This is a genomic window from Marivirga harenae (assembly GCF_030534335.1).
Lineage (GTDB): Bacteria > Bacteroidota > Bacteroidia > Cytophagales > Cyclobacteriaceae > Marivirga > Marivirga harenae.
On sequence record NZ_CP130565.1, the window covers coordinates 3,183,227 to 3,201,626 of the forward strand.

Annotated in this window: 13 protein-coding genes and 1 pseudogene; 11 read left to right on the forward strand and 3 right to left on the reverse strand. The window is 34.7% G+C overall.

The window, feature by feature from the left end; translation table 11 throughout:
• Positions 1–6 precede the first annotated feature (6 nt).
• Entirely contained in the window at positions 7–1,038 is a 1,032-nt protein-coding gene (locus Q3Y49_RS13590; RefSeq protein ID WP_303268895.1) for a sensor histidine kinase, read from the forward strand.
• On the forward strand, positions 1,031–1,744 hold the full coding sequence (locus tag Q3Y49_RS13595; RefSeq protein WP_303268896.1) for a LytR/AlgR family response regulator transcription factor: 714 nt from the start codon (positions 1,031–1,033) through the stop codon (positions 1,742–1,744). The genes Q3Y49_RS13590 and Q3Y49_RS13595 overlap by 8 nt, the downstream gene beginning before the upstream one ends.
• Here the strand turns inward: Q3Y49_RS13595 and Q3Y49_RS13600 are convergent, their stop codons facing one another.
• Positions 1,745–3,877 carry an amino acid carrier protein gene (locus Q3Y49_RS13600; RefSeq protein ID WP_303268897.1) on the reverse strand — a complete coding sequence of 711 codons (2,133 nt, stop codon included), beginning with the start codon at positions 3,875–3,877 and terminating at the stop codon, positions 1,745–1,747.
• A gap of 319 nt (positions 3,878–4,196) precedes the next feature.
• On the opposite strand from Q3Y49_RS13600, the gene Q3Y49_RS13605 reads away from it, so the two are divergent.
• From Q3Y49_RS13605 to Q3Y49_RS13640, 8 genes and pseudogenes are all read left to right on the forward strand, one after another.
• Positions 4,197–4,571 (forward strand): BlaI/MecI/CopY family transcriptional regulator, encoded by a 375-nt coding sequence (locus tag Q3Y49_RS13605; protein ID WP_303268898.1) that lies wholly within the window; start codon positions 4,197–4,199, stop codon positions 4,569–4,571.
• Positions 4,568–6,532: an N-acetylmuramoyl-L-alanine amidase gene (locus Q3Y49_RS13610; RefSeq protein WP_303268899.1), complete on the forward strand. Its 1,965-nt coding sequence runs from the start codon at positions 4,568–4,570 to the stop codon at positions 6,530–6,532. Before Q3Y49_RS13605 ends, Q3Y49_RS13610 begins: the two co-directional genes overlap by 4 nt.
• A 147-nt stretch (positions 6,533–6,679) precedes the next feature.
• On the forward strand, positions 6,680–8,395 hold the full coding sequence (locus Q3Y49_RS13615; protein WP_303268900.1) for an MASE1 domain-containing protein: 1,716 nt from the start codon (positions 6,680–6,682) through the stop codon (positions 8,393–8,395).
• Between the two features lie 775 nt (positions 8,396–9,170).
• Entirely contained in the window at positions 9,171–9,449 is a 279-nt protein-coding gene (locus Q3Y49_RS13620) for a hypothetical protein (protein WP_303268902.1), read from the forward strand.
• A gap of 12 nt (positions 9,450–9,461) precedes the next feature.
• Positions 9,462–10,304: pseudogene (locus Q3Y49_RS13625) on the forward strand (DUF4221 family protein); the annotation flags it as partial.
• Positions 10,305–10,425: 121 nt separating this feature from the next.
• The gene (locus Q3Y49_RS13630; RefSeq protein ID WP_303268904.1) at positions 10,426–11,331 is read left to right on the forward strand and encodes an AAA family ATPase; all 906 of its coding nucleotides are present in this window, start codon (positions 10,426–10,428) and stop codon (positions 11,329–11,331) included.
• Positions 11,332–11,712: 381 nt separating this feature from the next.
• Entirely contained in the window at positions 11,713–12,798 is a 1,086-nt protein-coding gene (locus tag Q3Y49_RS13635) for a hypothetical protein (protein WP_303268905.1), read from the forward strand.
• Between the two features lie 354 nt (positions 12,799–13,152).
• Positions 13,153–14,055: a DUF2279 domain-containing protein gene (locus Q3Y49_RS13640; protein WP_303268907.1), complete on the forward strand. Its 903-nt coding sequence runs from the start codon at positions 13,153–13,155 to the stop codon at positions 14,053–14,055.
• Between the two features lie 173 nt (positions 14,056–14,228).
• Here the strand turns inward: Q3Y49_RS13640 and Q3Y49_RS13645 are convergent, their stop codons facing one another.
• Positions 14,229–15,824 (reverse strand): OmpA family protein, encoded by a 1,596-nt coding sequence (locus Q3Y49_RS13645; RefSeq protein WP_303268909.1) that lies wholly within the window; start codon positions 15,822–15,824, stop codon positions 14,229–14,231.
• 179 nt (positions 15,825–16,003) lie between these two features.
• Between Q3Y49_RS13645 and Q3Y49_RS13650 the strand changes: the two genes are divergently transcribed.
• Positions 16,004–16,651, forward strand: coding sequence for a hypothetical protein (locus tag Q3Y49_RS13650; RefSeq protein ID WP_303268911.1), 648 nt, complete (start codon positions 16,004–16,006; stop codon positions 16,649–16,651).
• Positions 16,652–17,428: 777 nt separating this feature from the next.
• Here the strand turns inward: Q3Y49_RS13650 and Q3Y49_RS13655 are convergent.
• Positions 17,429–18,235: a hypothetical protein gene (locus Q3Y49_RS13655; RefSeq protein WP_303268913.1), complete on the reverse strand. Its 807-nt coding sequence runs from the start codon at positions 18,233–18,235 to the stop codon at positions 17,429–17,431.
• Between the last annotated feature and the right edge of the window lie 165 nt (positions 18,236–18,400).

Below are 18,400 nucleotides of genomic sequence, written 5' to 3' on the forward strand. Positions count from 1 at the left end.
TAGGGAATGATTGCGAAACAGTTAAAAAAATACAAAATCCATCACCTTTTCGGTTGGCTAATTTACTTTTCCATAGCCATGGCTGGCTACTACGGTTTTTATGAAGATAAAATGGATTTGCTGTTGGTCACTTCGGTTTATGTAGTTTCTCATGCGATGATGTATTATATATCGCAATATGTATTGTCAGCTTTCAGTTTCAAAAAAGGCAAGCCGTGGTTATTTTTCATGGGCTATGTACTGCTCGCAATTTTCCTGTCATTTGTGATGTATGGAGTAATCTATTTGATTTTAGGAGATCAAATGCCGCTTTATTTCGGAAAAGAATTTCTTATGGTATATTCTGTATTTTTGATCTCTAATCTTTTTATGGGAGGAGTTTTGATTGGGATCAAATCTATGATAGACAAATCTCGTCAGCAAAAGTTTGAAAAGGAACGAAAGCAAGAAAGTCTTTTATCTGAGCTTAGCTATTTGAAAGCCCAAGTCAATCCGCATTTTCTATTTAATACCATCAATAGCGTTTATGTATTGATTAAAATGGATCCTGATAAGGCTGCGGAAATGTTGATCAAATTATCTGATTTACTGCGCTCCCAACTGTATGACTTTAGTGGGGACCAGATTAGCATAGAGGAAGAACTACAGTATTTGGAGAATTATATTGAGCTAGAAAAGCTTCGAAGAGCTCATCGAGTGCAAGTAAATTTTGAGAGGAGAGGTGATTTATCGGGCTTTTCTATTCCACCTTTACTAATTATTCCTTTTCTGGAGAATTGTTTTAAACACCTTTCTTCTGATACCGACAAATCGAATATTGTTAACTTGATGATTGAAAAAAAATCTTCAGAATTAAGTATAGAATTATCAAATACTTTTGACCTGCAATCGGCACCAAAAGAGGAGGGAGGAATTGGTTTAGCCAATGTAAAAAGAAGATTGGCCTTGCTTTTTCCAAATCAACATCAGCTGGCGATCAATAGAACAGATGAATTATTTATCGTAAATCTTGAACTAGACTTATCTGATTATGAGTAAGAACTTGAAAGTTTTAATTGTGGAAGATGAACACCTGGCAGCAGAAGGTTTAAAATCCTATGTTGCGGAGATTGCATTTTTAGAGCTGGTTGCTTCTTGCGAAAATGCTTTAGAAGCTAATAAACTTCTATCTGAACAATCAATTGATTTGATATTTCTTGATATTCAAATGCCAAAAATCACTGGAATTGAATTTTTAAAATCACTTTCTAAACCTCCCATGGTGATTTTTACTACTGCTTATCCTAATTATGCCTTACAGGGTTACGAACTGGATGTGATTGATTACCTGGTAAAGCCTTATCCTTTCGATCGCTTTTTAAAAGCAGTTAATAAAGCGAAAGATCGATTTGTTTTGGAGAATTCAAACAATCAGGAATCTGCAAAAGATCGAGCGTTAGATTGCTTCTTTGTGAAATCAGATCAAAAGCTGGAGAAAGTAGTGATAAAAGAAATTTGCTATGTTGAAGCAATGGAAAACTATGTAATTATACATACAGATTCGCAGAAAATCATCTCCTTAATGACGATGAAGAGTATGGAAGAAAAACTGCCTCCAGCACAATTTATAAGATCCCACAAAAGCTATATAGTGAACATTAGCAAGGTGGAATCAATAGAAGGCAACTGTCTGAATGTCAAATCCAAACAGTTGCCCATTTCAAGACAAAACAAGTCGGAAGTCTTGAATAGAATTATTAGATAATCAGTCGTCACCTTTTATAGCAGATACATCTGCTTTCAAATCATCATCAGGTTGGCCTAATTTACCCGCTGCCTTTTTCTTTAAGTAGTGAGCTAAATCTTTTCTTACCTCACCAGACATAATGTAAAGTCCAATCATATTCGGGACAGACATGGCCAATATCATCATGTCTGAAAAGCTCAAGACTGCACCTAAACTCACAGATGCACCCACTACAACAAATACTAAGAAAGTGATTTTATAAGCTAATTCTGATTTGTTAGTTTTTCCAAAAAGATAAGTCCATCCTCTCATTCCATAATATGACCATGAAATCATGGTGGAAAAAGCAAAAAGGAATACCGCAATAGCCAATACATAAGGAAACCAACCGATTACAGAACCAAAGGCCTGAGCCGTTAATTTCACACCTGTAACATCTGGTACTTCGTGCATTCCAGTGAAGATTAATACTAATGCGGTAAGCGTACAAACCACTACCGTGTCAATAAATGGCTCCATCAAACCTACAAAACCCTCTGAAGGGGCATTGTGTGTCTTTGTGGCACTGTGTGCAATAGCTGCAGAACCCACACCCGCTTCATTTGAAAAGGCGGCTCTTTGAAATCCGATAATTAATACTCCTAAAAATCCACCTTTAAGTGCACTTGAATTTAAAGCACCGTTATAAATAGCTGAAAATGCAGGTCCTATATTTTCATAATTGATTCCAATAATAACCAAAGCGGCAACTACATAAACAATAGCCATAATTGGAACTACTTTTTCTGTTACTTTGGCAATACTTTCAATACCACCGATAATGACAATACCTACTAAAACTGCCAATCCGATTCCAAACCAGAATCCCCAGCCTTCTAATACAGTAAACTGCGATGCCATAATTTGGAATGACTGATTAGATTGGAACATGTTTCCAGCACCAAATGAAGCACCAATACACAGTACTGCAAAGATTCCGGCTAATACCTTACCCAATCCTTTGATATTACGTTTCTCTAAGCCGTACCGCAAGTAGTTCATCGGACCACCGAAAATTTTACCATCTGCCTTAATCTCTCTGTACTTTACACCTAGCGTACATTCGACAAATTTCGAGGACATGCCTAAGAAACCGGCTAAAATCATCCAAAAGGTGGCTCCAGCACCACCAATAGAAACTGCGACAGCTACCCCTGCAATATTACCCAATCCAACAGTTGCAGAAACTGCTGTTGCTAATGCTTGAAAGTGCGTTACTTTACCTGGGGCATTAGGATCACTGTGTTTCCCTCTGGCTAAGTCTATGGAATGTTTGAATCCGCGAATATTGATGAAGCCCATTCTTACAGTAAAGAAAGCCGCACCAGCAATCAACCATACTACTATAAATGGAATGCTATTTTCTCTTGTATCTCCGTTTGCGTATAATAACGGTTGTTCTTCATCAAACTTGATACTTGCGAAAAATTGAGCTCCTTGTTCAATTAAATCTTTTGTATTATTTGGGCTAAAAATGACATTGCCTTCTTCTACATTGAAGTGTAATTCACCATCAGCCGTTGCTTTCACTGTATCAGCATCTTTCTTGTCTATAGAAACGATGGCGATAGGATCACCTTTTTTAACTTGTTGACCATCTGGAACTAGCTTCTCTTTAAGTATAAAAATCTTATCTGTTCTTGCATTCCAATCAGGTGTTCTTATCATTTCCTTATCGGTCATCACAATTGGGTCGTACAATCCCATAGCGGCAAATCGATCCCAAAAAAGCACATTTCCCATGATTTCCACCACAGGGTCGAAAACAGAGTTGAAATTTTCAGTAATGGATTCAGCTTCAATGGTGATTTTTTTATCTATAATTTGATTATTAGCATCAGAAATTTGTACCGTATATTCTTTCCCTTCTATAAGTCCAGATGCTTTTGAAGCCGTTAAAGCGGTGTTTTGATTAGACCATCTATATTGATAAGGTTCAGTACCTCCAGTCACTTTCAATTTGATTTCCCCATTATTGATTGTAGAAGAGGGATTGATAATTTCAACTTCGACTTTCAGAGAATCCTTAGACTGTGAATATTTTGCTTGTAAAAATTGGGCTGAAGATGCTATTAAAAAAAGGGTGAGAATTAATCTTAAAATTTTGTTCATAGATAACTTAAAAGTTAATTAAAAACTGATTTTAAATTATAATTTCTGTATTGGAAATTTTATAAATTTTAAAGCTTTAAATAGCGATTTGGTTACTAAAAAGTTACAAATGCAACTGCTTTACTTGATAATTGTTCAAATCTAGGGATTATAATTTGGCTTAGCAACTAATATAGAATCAGTGTAGGTGTCTGCTTTAAAGTATTCTCAAATATGCTTTTGTGAGATTTCAATAATTTGATCGCCTTATTACTATAAATATAGTATAATAATTTATAAAATAGTTGTATTACTACTAAAATAGTAATATAATTGCCTTATGAAAGAATTAACCAGAGCAGAAGAACAATTAATGAGACATCTTTGGGGGCTTAAAAAAGCTTATTTAAAAGATATAGTTGATGAATATAAAGAACCTAAACCAGCTTATACAACTATAAGTACCGTAGTGAATGTTTTGGTGAGAAAAGGTATTATTGGTTTTGATTTACATGGAAAGTCCAAACATTATTATCCTCTCATTAGCAAAGAAGATTATTCCAATCATTCAATGAAAGGATTGGTTAGTGATTTTTTCAACAATTCGTATAAGCAATTTGCTTCATTTTTTACATCTCGTAAGGAATTGTCGGTGGAGGAGTTGAAAGAAATTAGGAAAATGATTGATGATGAAATCCAAAAGAAAAACAAATGAACGCAATATTAATTTATCTTCTTAAAGTGATTGCTATCCAGGCTGTCTTCTATTTGATTTATACATTGATTTTTCATAAAAGTGGAAGACATAGCATCAACAGATTTTATTTAATCTTTACGTTAGCTATTGGTTTTTTAATTCCATTTATGTCGATTCCGAAATTTCAATCCTATGAACCTTATCTGGAAGTTGATAAACCTATTTGGTATGAACTGTCAGACTTGGCTGAATTTTCCAATACAGAAGCTGAACTAATACCAGTTGAAAGAATAAATCAATCAGATTTTACTACCGAATTGATTGTTGCTGGAATTTCATTGATCAGTCTTCTATTTTTAATGAAGTTGATATATAGTCATTTTGAACTCATTAGGTTAAAGAGACAATCTAAAGAAATTAGTAAAAATGGGCATAGGATTTATTGTAGTCAAATTGAAAGCCCTTTCAGCTATTTTAAATCTATATTTATTCCGAAGAGCTTACTAGATTCGACTTCATTTGACACCATTATGGAGCATGAATTGGTTCATGTCAAAAAGCTACATTCAATAGATAGGGTATTGATGGAAGTCATACTGTCCATATTTTGGTTCAATCCTTTGCTCTATTTATTTAGGAACAGATTAATCGAAACTCATGAATTTCAAGCTGATGCAGAAGTGATAGCCTTGCAGCAAGATCCCATTGCTTATCAAGAAATACTATTCCAACAAATTAATGCACAAAAAGTAATTTCTTCTGCAAACTATTTCAAATTGAACACCATTAAAACCAGAATCAAAATGATGAACAAAAACCAAAAATTATCGAAATGGCATTATCTATTCATATTGCCGCTTATGGTCTTTCTGATCTTTTCATTTTCAAGCAGAGAAGGTGAGGAATTTGTAGCTCCTTTAAAAAACGATGTCTCAGATGTATTTGACTATGTTGTCAATCTATCAGATAGTTATACACCTTCTATTTTTCCACTAAAAGATGCAGAAGGTGTAAAACTCACCGCAAGTTTTGGAAAGCGAATCCATCCCATTTTACAAGTAGAAAGAATGCATGAGGGAATAGATTTAAAGACCTACAAGGGCAATCCAGTTTTGGCAACAGCAGATGGGATTGTGGTGGAAGCCGGGATTATCAATGAAATATCCTGGGGTAAAATTATTAGAATTAGCCATAATGGGATTTTCGAAACAGTTTATGCTCATTTGTCTGATATTGAAGTGAAATCTGGTGATAAGGTCAAAAGAGGAGACATCATAGGAAAGGCAGGGACAACAGGAGAATCTACTGGCCCTCATCTCCATTATGAGGTTAAAGAACTTAATAAAGGATTTTTGAACCCTGTCGATTTTATAAATGACTTTGATTTCAAAAGGTATACTTCAATTGAAAAGAAGGATATTATAAAATTAGGTAAGCCCAATCAAAAACTGAAAGTAGTAATAGATCCTGGCCACGGAGGCAGAGACCAAGGTATTGTTTCTTCAAATCTTTCTGAGAGTGAAATAGCTTTAATGGTTGCAAATCAGGTATTTGAAAATTTCAAGAGTTCTGATGAGGTGGAAATTACCTTGACTAGAGATAAAGATGAGCTCCTGAGTCTTAAAGATAGGGTCAGCAAGTCAGAAGGTGCTGATTTATTTATTTCGCTTCATATGGAATTGCATGAAGATGAAGAAGAAGAGATGATGACTGCTATTTACAATTATCAAAGTGAACATTCAGCTGCATCTCAATATTTTGGAGAATTATTATCGAAGGAATTTGAAGAAATAAATAGAAAGTTTAAAGTAGGATATACGGAGGGAAACTATGTTTTAAAAAATGCAATGAGTCCCGCAGTATTGTATAATATTGGTTATTTTTCAAATTCAGAATCTGAAAGATATTTAAACTCAGAAAAAGGAATGAAGGAAATTGCTCAAGAATTGTCGGATGCCATAATGGCCTCAAAATATTAATATTTGGTTTCTTTTAAGTGCGGTATATGTGCGTCAAGATACGCTTATACCGCTTTTTTTATATCCCTTATCGATAAAAATCCGCAATTCATAGAAACTATTTCAGAAAAAAGCTTCATATTTAACTAATAATAAGCAAGTTAAGTAATGCAGCTAAAAGCTATAGTTAAATATAAACAAGATTTAATAATACTATTCGTAGCCATGGGGTATTTCTTTTTTGCCCGCCTAGGCTACTTTCTAGTATTTGAGGATATCTATATTTTACCTACCTGGCCTCCATCAGGCTTAGCTTTAGCTTTTCTAATTTTATTAGGCAGAAAAGCGTGGCCTGGTATCACCATAGGAGCGCTTTTAGCCAATATTTTAGCTTATTGGAATACCGGAGACTTATCTTCTGATTCAGTAATTTTACTCTCTTCTGTTATTGCAGCGGGTCATACCCTAGAAGCTCTTTTAGGAAATTTTCTCATAGAGAAATGGATCCAAAAAGATCAGCTTTTCAGTAAATCTATTCATGTATTTAGATTTTTAGGGGTAGGGTTTATTATTGCTTTGGTCAGCGCTATTATTGGTACTGGAGCACTTTATTACCAAGGATTAGTATCTACTGATGAATTCTTGACTCGTTTCGTTACCTGGTGGGTCGGGAACCTTGTGGGGATACTGCTTTTCACTCCATTCATTTTGTCATTTAAAGAACCTATTAGCAGAGATTTTAAAAGAGGTCATTTATTAGAAGTCATATTTTTTAGTCTTGCCATATTGATTGTTTTCACGCTCCTAAGTCAAGAAAGCCTTCGATATCCGGTTCAACAGTCCATTCCTTTTTTGGTTTTGCCCTTATTGCTGTGGTTGGCTTTCCGTTTTCATTTAGCAGTGGCCATGACAGGGACAATCATTATCGGATTAATTTCAGTTTACATGACTACTCAGGATATCGGCCCATTTGTGATGGAGACATCTAATAATGCCATGTTGATATTGCAGATCTTTTTGGGAGTAATCAGTGTCTCCACCATTATATTGTCTGCCACTCAGCGGGAAAGAACAGAAGCTCAGAATGAGTTGAGAAGTCTGAATTCTAATCTAGAGGGAATAGTCCAAACCAGAACTAAAGAGCTAGAGAAAGAGAACTCAACCCGAAAGAAGGCAGAAGAGGAATTGAAAAGTTCTAATTTGGAGCTGAGAAAAATCAATGCCGAATTAGATAATTTCGTGTACAGGGTTTCTCATGATTTAAGAGCGCCCATTGCCAGCATGTTGGGCTTATTGAATTTGGCTAAGTCAGATGGCGATGCTGAATTAAAAACAACTTATTTGAATAAAATAGAGCAAAGTGCTAAGCTTCAGGATACTTTTATTACTGAAATCCTGGATCAATCAAGAAACGCCAGATTGGAAGTGAGGAAGGAAGCAATTGATTTTGAAAAGATTATTAATGAATCCTTCGAGCAATTGAAATATTCCAATGCTAATAATGGAGTTGAAAAAAGTCTGAATATTGATTTAAAAGATGCTTTTTATTCAGATCCTTGGAGATTGAAAGTGATTATGAACAATGTGATATCAAATTCCATTCGTTACAGAAACGGGAAGTCTCCTAAGATTGATATCGATATCTCTACTAAAAATAAAAAGGCTGTAATCAATATAAAGGATAATGGACGAGGAATTGAAAAAGAGCATATTGATAAGGTTTTTGATATGTTTTACCGAGCAACAGACGATAATGCCGGTTCTGGGCTAGGGCTTTATATTGTAAAAGAAACTGTAAGTAAGCTCAATGGTGATGTGAAGATTGAATCAAAACCTAAGGAAGGAACCACAGTCAGTTTTATTATCCCTAATATGAAAAATTAGTTCAAGTTTCCTGATTAATAGAGCTACCGTTCCTGTATCACGAGACAGGCTATACCGGAAAATTTAGACTTAACTTTTAAAAAGTCTTAATTTATCGTGCCTGTGCCGATCAATTGGTATATCTCCTTCTAATTAGGGTTCTCTTGATAAATACTACAAAGCTTTCAAGCCAAATAAAATTTGCTCATAGAGAGCGGGAGGGAGGACAAACCTGCCTGCTGGCAGGCAGGAATGCGGGCCTGCTTGTGCAGACAAGCCAGACGAGGGTGTGGGTTGTAGCATATTTTTGTCTTGAATTTTTGTTTCTTTTTGTTCAAGTAACCGCAGTCTATTGAACTGAACTTCAAAGAAGATAACAAAATGGTCCTGTGTTACAGGATATGAGCCAGGGTTAAACAGCCTTTGGCTGTTCTTTTGTTTTCTTTTGATTCTTCTGTGGTTAAATCTCCAGCTTTAGCTAGTTTTTAGTCTTGTTATATAGTAGCAAAAAGAAAAGGTATAAAGCACAAAATTTAATTTGGAATACACATATGTCTATAATTTCTTAAACTTCAGATGATACCCAAAATCACTAATTTTGAGATCTTAAACATAATCATATTTCAAAAATGATGCTTTAATTTTCGTTTTAAAATATATTAAAGATACTTTTCATTTTTCAAGAGAACCCAAATTACCATCTTATGATTTAAGGTAATTTTCTTTTCTAAATTTAAAGAGTAAAATCAAATTTTAGTTTCCTTATTGCGTTTACTAGCAAATTAAACCTCTTTCCGTGAAGGATTTATTAATATTAACTTTTTTCAGTGTTATCCTTTGGTCTTGCGAATCAGTAAATGAAAAACAAACCAAATCAGCTTATTTCGATTTTGAATTAGAAATTGATACCGTTCAAGTTGATTCGAAGGGCGTAATTTTAATGGCCGGAGCTTATATGGACAATCCAGCTATATCGTACGATAAGACTGTGTTCTATAATTTTGATGATGATAGTTTTGTCCTTGAAATAATTGATCTTGAAAATTATAAGCTTGACCAAAAAGTAAATTTTTAAAAAGAAGGTCCAAATGGTTTAGGTTCAAACCAGGTGCGGAGTTTGAAAATTTTTCCCAATGGTAATATTGGAATTGAGGATTTTGAGTCTTTTAAGATTTTTGATTTGCAGGGAAATCAGCTTAACAATGTAAATTTTAACGAAGATTGGATAAAAGGAGATTTAACCGCCTCCGAAAGATTTGAATTTGCTTCAGTAAATAAAGACGGTTCACTCATTACAGGCATGCATTTCGGTACCGACAATTTTAAACCACTTATGTTTCTACTTAATGTTGAAGAAAAAAATGCGGAAAGGATATTGCTACCGGAATTTGATAAGTTGAAAAGATATAAAATTGTTTTTCGAAGAAATGGTGGATACCTAACAGATCATCATGAGCGAGTTCAGTTCGGTTTTAAAAGAGATAGTATTATTATTTCAAATTCGGCCTTTAATGATGTTTATATCTATAATGAAAATACAAACAAATTAAAATATAGAACTTTTGATCATAAGTTGATTCCAGAAGGAAAGGAAAAAGCGTATAAAAACAGTTCCGAATCTCGAGAAGAAGTAGTTGAAATAATCTATTCGATAAACGAAGAAGTAAGATTTTCGGAGTTTTTTTGGGATGAGAGTAATATGAAGTTTTATCGATTTACAAATGAAGCCGTTTACGATGATAAACGAGAAAATTCTACATATAAAGTTTCCATGCTTGTATATGATGAATATCTGGAATTAATCGGTGAAAAAGAATTGATGATGTTTAATAATTATGCCAATCCGCTCTTTGTAAAAGGCGGCAAAGTCCATTTCCATTTAAATATTGAAGATGAATTAGGCTTCATAAGAATAGGATTGAAGAACTAACAACCTCAATACTTATTAACTTCTTCACCTCAACACCTGATTCCTTGGAAGTCCAAACATTTAATTTCAATTTTGGCTTTTCATTTTGGAACTATAATCACTTCAGTCAGTTTTAAACATTATGGCAGAAACATCTCATTGGACAGGATCCGAAAAATATTTATGCGATCCCGCTTTAGCACAGGCATTTCATATGGCACGAACTCTAGGTATGCCACTTTTGATAGAAGGAGAGCCCGGAACAGGGAAAACAGAATTGCCCATTCATTATTCAAAGGATAGGGGGCTAGAATTAGAAGTCTATCCGGTTGGCTCTAAAAGTAATGTAGAGCAATTTGTTGCTCGCTTTGATCACGTAAAGTACTTACGTGATTCTCAAATTGAAATTCTCAATGCACAAAGAGAGGAAAAAGGATTAGATAGCAAATTGACTACAGGTGATAGAAACCCTGAAAAATTACAGGATTATGTGGTTAAAGGACCTGCGGCTAAAGCTTACAGCAAACCTAATTCTGTTTTATTGATTGATGAAATTGATAAAGCACCAAGGGAGTTCCCCAATGATTTACTGTATGCTTTAAGCCATAGAAAATTCATTATGCCTGAATCTGGAGAAGTGATTGAAGTTTCTGAGGAAGATATGCCTGCTATCGTTATTACTTCCAATCGAGAACAAGAATTGCCAACCGCCTTTAAAGGCAGATGTATTTATCATTATATCGATTTCCCTGATCAAGACACTATGGCCAAGATTATTGATAAGCATCATCCTGCTATGGATGAAAAGGTGGTTAAAGTTGCATTAGATGTCTTTTATCATTTAAGGAGACTAGGATTAGAAAGAGCACCTACAACCAGAGAGATTTTGAATTGGTTGAAATATATGAGTGAAATGGCTCCTGCTGATGCTGTCAAAAAGATTTCCGGCTTAGAAGGAATTGGTGCACTAATTAAAACACAGGCTGACATGGAAAGAGTAAGTAGAATGATTGGTGCTGATGAACGTTTTGGAAGTAATTTGAATTAAGGTATTCGAGTTAAACCCTCGATAATTATAGGATCCTCGTTACAAACGAGGACTAGATAGGAATTACTTCATTTGTTCGTCCTCATTTGTAACGAGGATCCGTAAAGAAATGCATTTGTAATGCGATTTAAAATATAATAATATGCTCAGCTCATTACCCGAACACTTCAGAGAACATGGCCTGAAAGCAGACGTGCGCACTTTGCTGTTACTGCGGAAAGCTATGCAAAAAGGTTTGGTAAAGACCTTGGGCGACATTTATAATGTGCTTAAAGGAATAATTGTAAAAGAGCCTGCAGATATGGGCCATTTACGAAAGCCTATTATGCTTATTTCCTTTATATTCCTATCAAGCCAGGTCAAACCTTAGAAGATGCCATTTTGCGATCTGAAACTTTTCAAACATGGAAAACGGATTATGTTGAAGAAGCTGATCGAGATATTACGGATGAGGAGCTAATTAATACTTTTCTGGACGAAGTACATTTGACCAGTTATGACATCAAAGAAGTAGTTTCTGGTAAAGAGATTTGGGACAAAGACAATCCAGATCAGGAAGACACCGATCCGATTTCTGATGATGATGAGATTGCAGAACGAAAACTGGATAAAATGGCGGATTATTCCGAATTATCATTGGAAGAATTGCTCGAGCGGATGGAAAAAGTCCGTGAACAGCAGAAAACCCGACATGGTGGAGGAAGTCATTGGATCGGTACAGGCGGTATTTCTCCTTATGGACATGGAGGAGCTGCAAAGAATGGAATTCGTGTAGGCGGACAAGGAGGAGGGAAGATGGCCAGAAAAGTGATGGGAGACAAAAATTATTTTCCTATTGACAGAGATTCTACGCTAAATGATAACAATATAGATGCGGCTTTAGCTTCTATCAAAGGAGTTATTGAAGAAAGCGCCACCGAGAAATTGGATGTCCCCAACACGATTAAATCTGGCTTAAAGCGCGGTGGGTTATTTATTCCTGAAATGTCAAGCGAGAAAAATGAGGAATTGAAAATTATTGTTTTGATTGACAATGGTGGTTATTCCATGGCGCCTTATGTTCGTACGGTTCAGAATCTCTTCCGAAAAATGCGCACCCGTTTTGCCCACGATTTGGAAGTTTATTATTTCCATAATACTATTTATGATCGAGTTTACACTGATGAAAGAAGAACGAAAGCCATTTCTATTGAAAAGCTATTAAGTCACAACAAAGATTATCGCGTCTTTATCATGGGTGATGCCGCCATGGCACCTTATGAAATCAATTCTTTAAGTATAGAAAGTCTAAAGTCAATCCCCAAAAAATTCAAGAAATGTGTCTGGCTTAATCCGGAGCCTATCAAATATTGGCCTCATACTTACACTATTCAGTTAATCAAGCAATTGATTCCTATGTTTCCACTGACTCCAGCAGGAATTGAAAGAGCGGTCAGGAGTATGAATAGTAAAGGGACGGAGAGTTAATCTCTAATATATTACTCTATTGTTTTCTATAGAAATATTCCGTTCAGTGCATAATTCCTGCGCAACTTGTCCCGTACTGCAAGTACGGAGGCAGGAATCTTGTCGTATTGAAACTCTGTTTCAATAATCAAATCAAGAATAAATTGATTAGACTAATCGTACCGTTTCACTTTTACTAAAATTTTATTCTTGATGGAATTCGCTAAGTGTCACACTGACCAGTCTTTATTCCATAGTTGACGACACACCATTTATGCCTGAGATAAAAAACTAGCATAATTAATCAATGATATTTTCCAATTTCAATCCTTTTCCTTAAAAATAGTGTCTGTTGTTAGAGAGTTTATCAAATGCATGAAAAAGAACCTAATTCTAATAACTATTTTAATATTTTTTTTATCGAAGTCATCTGTTGCTCAAAACGATTCAACCCGACTGAATAAAAAACGAATAGGGATTTCAGTGGGCTTGACCGCTGCCTCTTATACAGCTGGTGTTTTGTATTTATCTGAAGTTTGGTATAAAGACCATGAAAGGGTACCTCTGCATTTTTACGATGATAATGCAGGGTGGAAGCAGATGGACAAGGTAGCGCATGCTTACATTGCCTATCATCAAAGCAGGGCAGGCTATGAAATGCTCAAATGGAGTGGTGTTAATGAAAACACAGCTATTTTTCTGGGTGGAAGTTTAGGATTTATTTTCCAATTACCCATAGAAATATTTGATGGTTTGTATGAAGGTTATGGATTTTCTTGGGGTGACGTTTATGCGAATAGTGCAGGTACACTATTATTTATGCTCCAGCAAAAATTTGCAGATGAGCAAGTAGTGAAATTCAAATTTTCGTATTTCCCGACTAGCTACTCAAAAGTGAACCCCAGAGTTTTAGGTGAAAATGCCTTGGAGAGTTTATTTACAGATTATAATGCGCAGACTTATTGGTTGAGTGTGGGAATTCATAAACTTATGCCCAATCAAAGCATCCCAAAATGGCTAAATTTAGCAGTGGGTTATAGTGCGGGAGGGATGCTATCTGAATTTAAAAATCCTAACTGGATCAGCGGAGAAAGAGCGCCCCAAATCAACCGCTACCGGCAGTTTTTCCTATCTCCTGATATTGACTATACTCAACTTAAAAGCAATAGCAAATTGTTCAATGGGATTTTAGAAGCCTTAAATCTCACCAAACTTCCCGCCCCAGCTGTAGAGTATAGTACCGAATATGGATGGGTGTTTCATTTTATCCATTTTTAGGTGTCGATTTAAATATTTATTAATTCTATGGAAATAGTTTTTGAGTTTGATTTAAACCTAATTATGGGCTTTTTTTATTGACTGTTTTATTAGTAGATTGTTAATAAAGTACATTGTATATAAAGCAGCCTTAGTTTCTTTACAGAATTGTTAACAAAAAAAAACGTATCCTACTACTCCAATCGAAATACTACTTTACTGTTTTTTGCTTCTTCTATATCTGAATAATCCAGCTCACGACTTTCGCCCATTCCACTCACGCTAAACATATCTTCCGGCACTCCTTTGTCGAGCAAATAGGCTTTAATGGCATCAGCTCTCTTTTGGGTTAAATCATTGTGGTAGATGGATACAATTTCCGTTGTCGGTTTTTCTTCTAAAGCCGTGCTATCAACTTCAGATTGAATGCTAGTCTCTGTTGCAAGAGTATCAATTTGATTATAGTCTACTAAAACGGTGTCGTAACGAATTTCCGGAAGACTATCTGCATACTGCTCCGATTCGGTGATGCTTTGCTGATAAATCTCCATCTTAAACTCGAAGCCCCTGTTTTGCTTCATTAGTGTAATCAATCGGGCCAGCTCTTCTTCCGCACCGATTGCGAAATCAGAAGTATAATCTTTGAATCGAATAGAGATTGGAAATAGCTCACCCCTTTGTAAAGTGGGGAGAGTAATATCTTTCACCACCTTTTTAGAAGATTGCATACTGTCCAGATTCAAAAACTCACTATAATAGCCAAAGCCCTGCTCTTTGGTTTCAATGTAAAAATCAACCTGATGATTCTCCGGTAAATAGATTCCAAATGTCTTTTCGTCAGAACCGAGTATTAAACGAGCTAGTTCTTCACCTGATTCCAGATCAGTTGCCTTAACTAATGCTTTTGCTGGAAGATTGGTGACAGTTCCTTCTAAATAGTACACCTTAGCGGGTTGAAATTCCTCCGGAACTTTAACCATATATAGATCATAACCTCTTTCACCTTTTTCGTGGATGTAAGCTACATCGCCTAAAGCCGTAACACCTATATAACGGTCATGGGCACTTGTATTCAAAAAGTCCATGGGCACAGCTTTACTCCAGCTATCGTTTTCCTTTCGGCTCATGTAAAAATCATAGTTGCCGTTGCTGTTAAGTGCAGCAAAATATATAGTTTTATTATCGGGCAAGATCACAGGATTAACGAAGGATGACGAGGCTAAATCTATCTGGATCTCTTGTGGCTCTTTCCAATAAACATCTCCCAAATACTCAGCTGAAAACAGTTTACAGTTGCCGTCAACTGGATCTAATGTTTCACAACGACTAAAATATAAGGTTTTTCCATCGGCCGAAAGCGTTGGATCCATCTCATGCAAGGGAGAATTTAGTGGCTTTCCGTGATTAATTGCTGGAGCCCAGTTGCTTCCCTTTTTTTGTTGAAAGAGAATATCATAGCCGCCAATATTTGGCCCTTTACGGGATGAATAAATCAGTTGATCACCCTCGTATGATAAATTATATGAACCAAAAGGAATCATGTCTTTATTGGGGATTTGAATAGGCATTCCCCTTTCCCAGCTAGTGCCTGTTGCACTGCTCATAAAAATTTCTGGGTCTCCCGAATCTGTATAATCAGACATATAGATGATGGTGCGTCCATCAGCCGTAAGCTTTGGTGCATATTCGTTACCATCCCAGTTCGAAAGAGTAGCTGGCAGCTTCCTTTTTTGAGCCATAGCTACGGTAGTGAAGCAGAGGATCAACAAGCCGATAAGTATTTTTTGCATATTCTCTATTTTAAACTGAATATACAGAAAATTGATACTAACAGAAAGAAACATAATATTTTTGCATTTCAATTTGTTTAGTAACTTAAAATTTAATTGAAAAACTGCCGAATTTAAGATTATTTATTAAATCAAAGTGCAAGCTCTCAGGTTGGTAAGCTTCAAAATTATAAAGGCTAATGAAAATCAGGAACATTGTTCTAGTTACTATATTTGCTTCAACAGCAGCATGTACTACCGGTAAATTCTCGTCAAGTTATAAAGCAGAGCGGTCTACAGTTGATTCATTAACCCTACTGACGCCAATAGTTTTAGTAGAAGAAAATGACGGAGAAAATAAGAAAAACAACTTGTTGATTGGCGCATCTAATAGCATTATTATATCAGAAATTAGTAAAATAACACTTTCTTCTAAGTATTCAATTGTTGGTCAAGAACTCACATATCAAGATATTGACGAATTATTTGAAGTATGCAAAAGCCTTGAATTTTCAGAAAATATATTAGATGGTCAAATTGTACCAAAAGGCTTTTTGAACAATATTGGAATTGCAGAAACAAAATATGGTTTGATTTTAATATACAGAGCTACATTCAATCCATTATATGAACCCCATTACAATTTAACAACTGGAATAGCGACTAGTTCACTCATAATTGCCCCACAATCTAAGCCTTTTTCTGATCTGCGATTGTTGGTTATAAATCTCGAGAATGGAGAAGTAGCTCATTATTCAAGTAAAATCTCAGAAAATCATGATCCTAGGGTGGCTGGTGATGTTGAGTTTTTGACAAAAGCAATTTTAAAATCTGTCTATTATAGGTGAGACTGCTAGATCTTTATACTTTTTTTTCTATTTGAAAAGTTTGTCTCTGGTGTAGGTGTTGTAAAAGCGATTACTGAATACGGATTCACTACTCGATTGAGCTAACGAAAAAATTATAAAGCATAAAAAAAGCCTTACAATAAAATTGCAAGGCTTGTGGTGATCCGTTCAGGATCATATGCCTTTTGTGTATCTTACTGATTTATAGAAAGTTGCTTTCGTTCCTTCTAAAAGGGGCACAAATAGGGCACAAATTATTTATTTGAAATAACCGCCATTTGTAGTCTATTCTTGAAGCTCAAACTGCCAAAGAACTTTTCTTTGATATATTAAATATACGCAAAAAAGGGCAAAATTTATGTATAAAAGGCAGGAAATTTCTGGATTAGAACCTAAAAGTCCGGCTTACTCCATGAGGTATTCTTGGACTGGTTCAACATCTATTCCTGTGTAATCTGAGAACTAGAAAACGGTTATGATTTAATAACTTAATAAGATTTTGCAAAAGTAGGGACACATGTCAAGTAATTCTATGTAAAAGAATTAACTTTTGCATGTTTATAGGAAGATTCATATTTTAATAAAAATCGCAAATAGTATTGTGGTTTTAAAAAAGATAACATAAAATATTATGTCGACTTTTTAGGGTTGAAAATTTAGTCAAGTACTTAAAACATGAACCATTAATTTCGAGAACCTATTTTGAACGCCTGTTGGGAACCAACAGTTTTTCATCCCACAGAATTTCAGTTTTTTCTTATAAATAAGTTTGAAACTTTATTGGTTACTTTCTAGAATATATTTTATTACTGATGTGCTTTGTCTAAACAATTTTATATTATTCACTCTAGTAAATGAATATTTTTCAATATCCTTTTTAGAATATTCATCAATTATTTCTTGTAATCTTGGATCATACAATCTTTCAAATAATTGAACAAATTCCTTTGGAAAAGATAAGTAAAACAGCTTAACGACTTCTCTTGAACTTATTAAATTTTCTAATGTGTTGATTCTATTCCATATTTCAAAAAAAAATTTAAAGATGTCTTCAAATAATTTATTTTCAATATCTCTTCTTCTATGAAATAATTGATTAGCTAGTTCATTTCTTAAGTTGTCATTATTGGTCATTGTTACAGCTGTAATCAATTCAACAATTTCGTTAATTTCATGGATTATTGCATCCTTTTTATAAATTTCATTATTATTTAAAAACCTATAAATATCTTCGTCCAATATTTTTTTTTCATAAAGAACAACCTGTAGGTCATTTGCTTTTAAACTACCTTTAGTTAACTTATTCATTTCTTCTTGTTGTAGTCTATAATTCTTGTATAATAGAATAATGGCAACACCAGAAAAAATCACACCTATTGCTGTAGCTAACTGACTTATAGACGCAAGATTATGTTTGTAAATATTTCCATTATTAATATGAATATCTAATATCATGATACCATAAACACCAATTCCAATTGAAACTATAATGGCAATGCCAGTATAGTTTTTATAGAAATTATAGAATTCTTTTGAATATCGTTTCAATCTATCTTTTATGGGCTCTTTATTTTTATTTGGCATAGCTGAATTGACTTGATAATAAGATGAAGTATTTATCTAAAATTGAAAAATATTTTTTGATTTATTGCTATTAAGACCTTTTTTAGGGTGGTAGGATTGCAACTTTATAAATTACGTCTTGAAAACCAATAACTTACAGGCTTCTTTTTTTTATATGTACACCTA

Bases quoted from the DNA above. Each gene is read 5' to 3' on its own strand.
- Q3Y49_RS13590 (WP_303268895.1), top strand. From the start codon at position 7: ATGATTGCGAAACAGTTAAAAAAATACAAAATCCATCACCTTTTCGGT.
- Q3Y49_RS13600 (WP_303268897.1), bottom strand. From the start codon at position 3,877: ATGAACAAAATTTTAAGATTAATTCTCACCCTTTTTTTAATAGCATCT.
- Q3Y49_RS13610 (WP_303268899.1), top strand. From the start codon at position 4,568: ATGAACGCAATATTAATTTATCTTCTTAAAGTGATTGCTATCCAGGCT.
- Q3Y49_RS13645 (WP_303268909.1), bottom strand. From the start codon at position 15,824: ATGCAAAAAATACTTATCGGCTTGTTGATCCTCTGCTTCACTACCGTA.
- Q3Y49_RS13595 (WP_303268896.1), top strand. From the start codon at position 1,031: ATGAGTAAGAACTTGAAAGTTTTAATTGTGGAAGATGAACACCTGGCA.
- Q3Y49_RS13630 (WP_303268904.1), top strand. From the start codon at position 10,426: ATGGCAGAAACATCTCATTGGACAGGATCCGAAAAATATTTATGCGAT.
- Q3Y49_RS13605 (WP_303268898.1), top strand. From the start codon at position 4,197: ATGAAAGAATTAACCAGAGCAGAAGAACAATTAATGAGACATCTTTGG.
- Q3Y49_RS13650 (WP_303268911.1), top strand. From the start codon at position 16,004: ATGAAAATCAGGAACATTGTTCTAGTTACTATATTTGCTTCAACAGCA.
- Q3Y49_RS13615 (WP_303268900.1), top strand. From the start codon at position 6,680: ATGCAGCTAAAAGCTATAGTTAAATATAAACAAGATTTAATAATACTA.
- Q3Y49_RS13655 (WP_303268913.1), bottom strand. From the start codon at position 18,235: ATGCCAAATAAAAATAAAGAGCCCATAAAAGATAGATTGAAACGATAT.
- Q3Y49_RS13640 (WP_303268907.1), top strand. From the start codon at position 13,153: ATGAAAAAGAACCTAATTCTAATAACTATTTTAATATTTTTTTTATCG.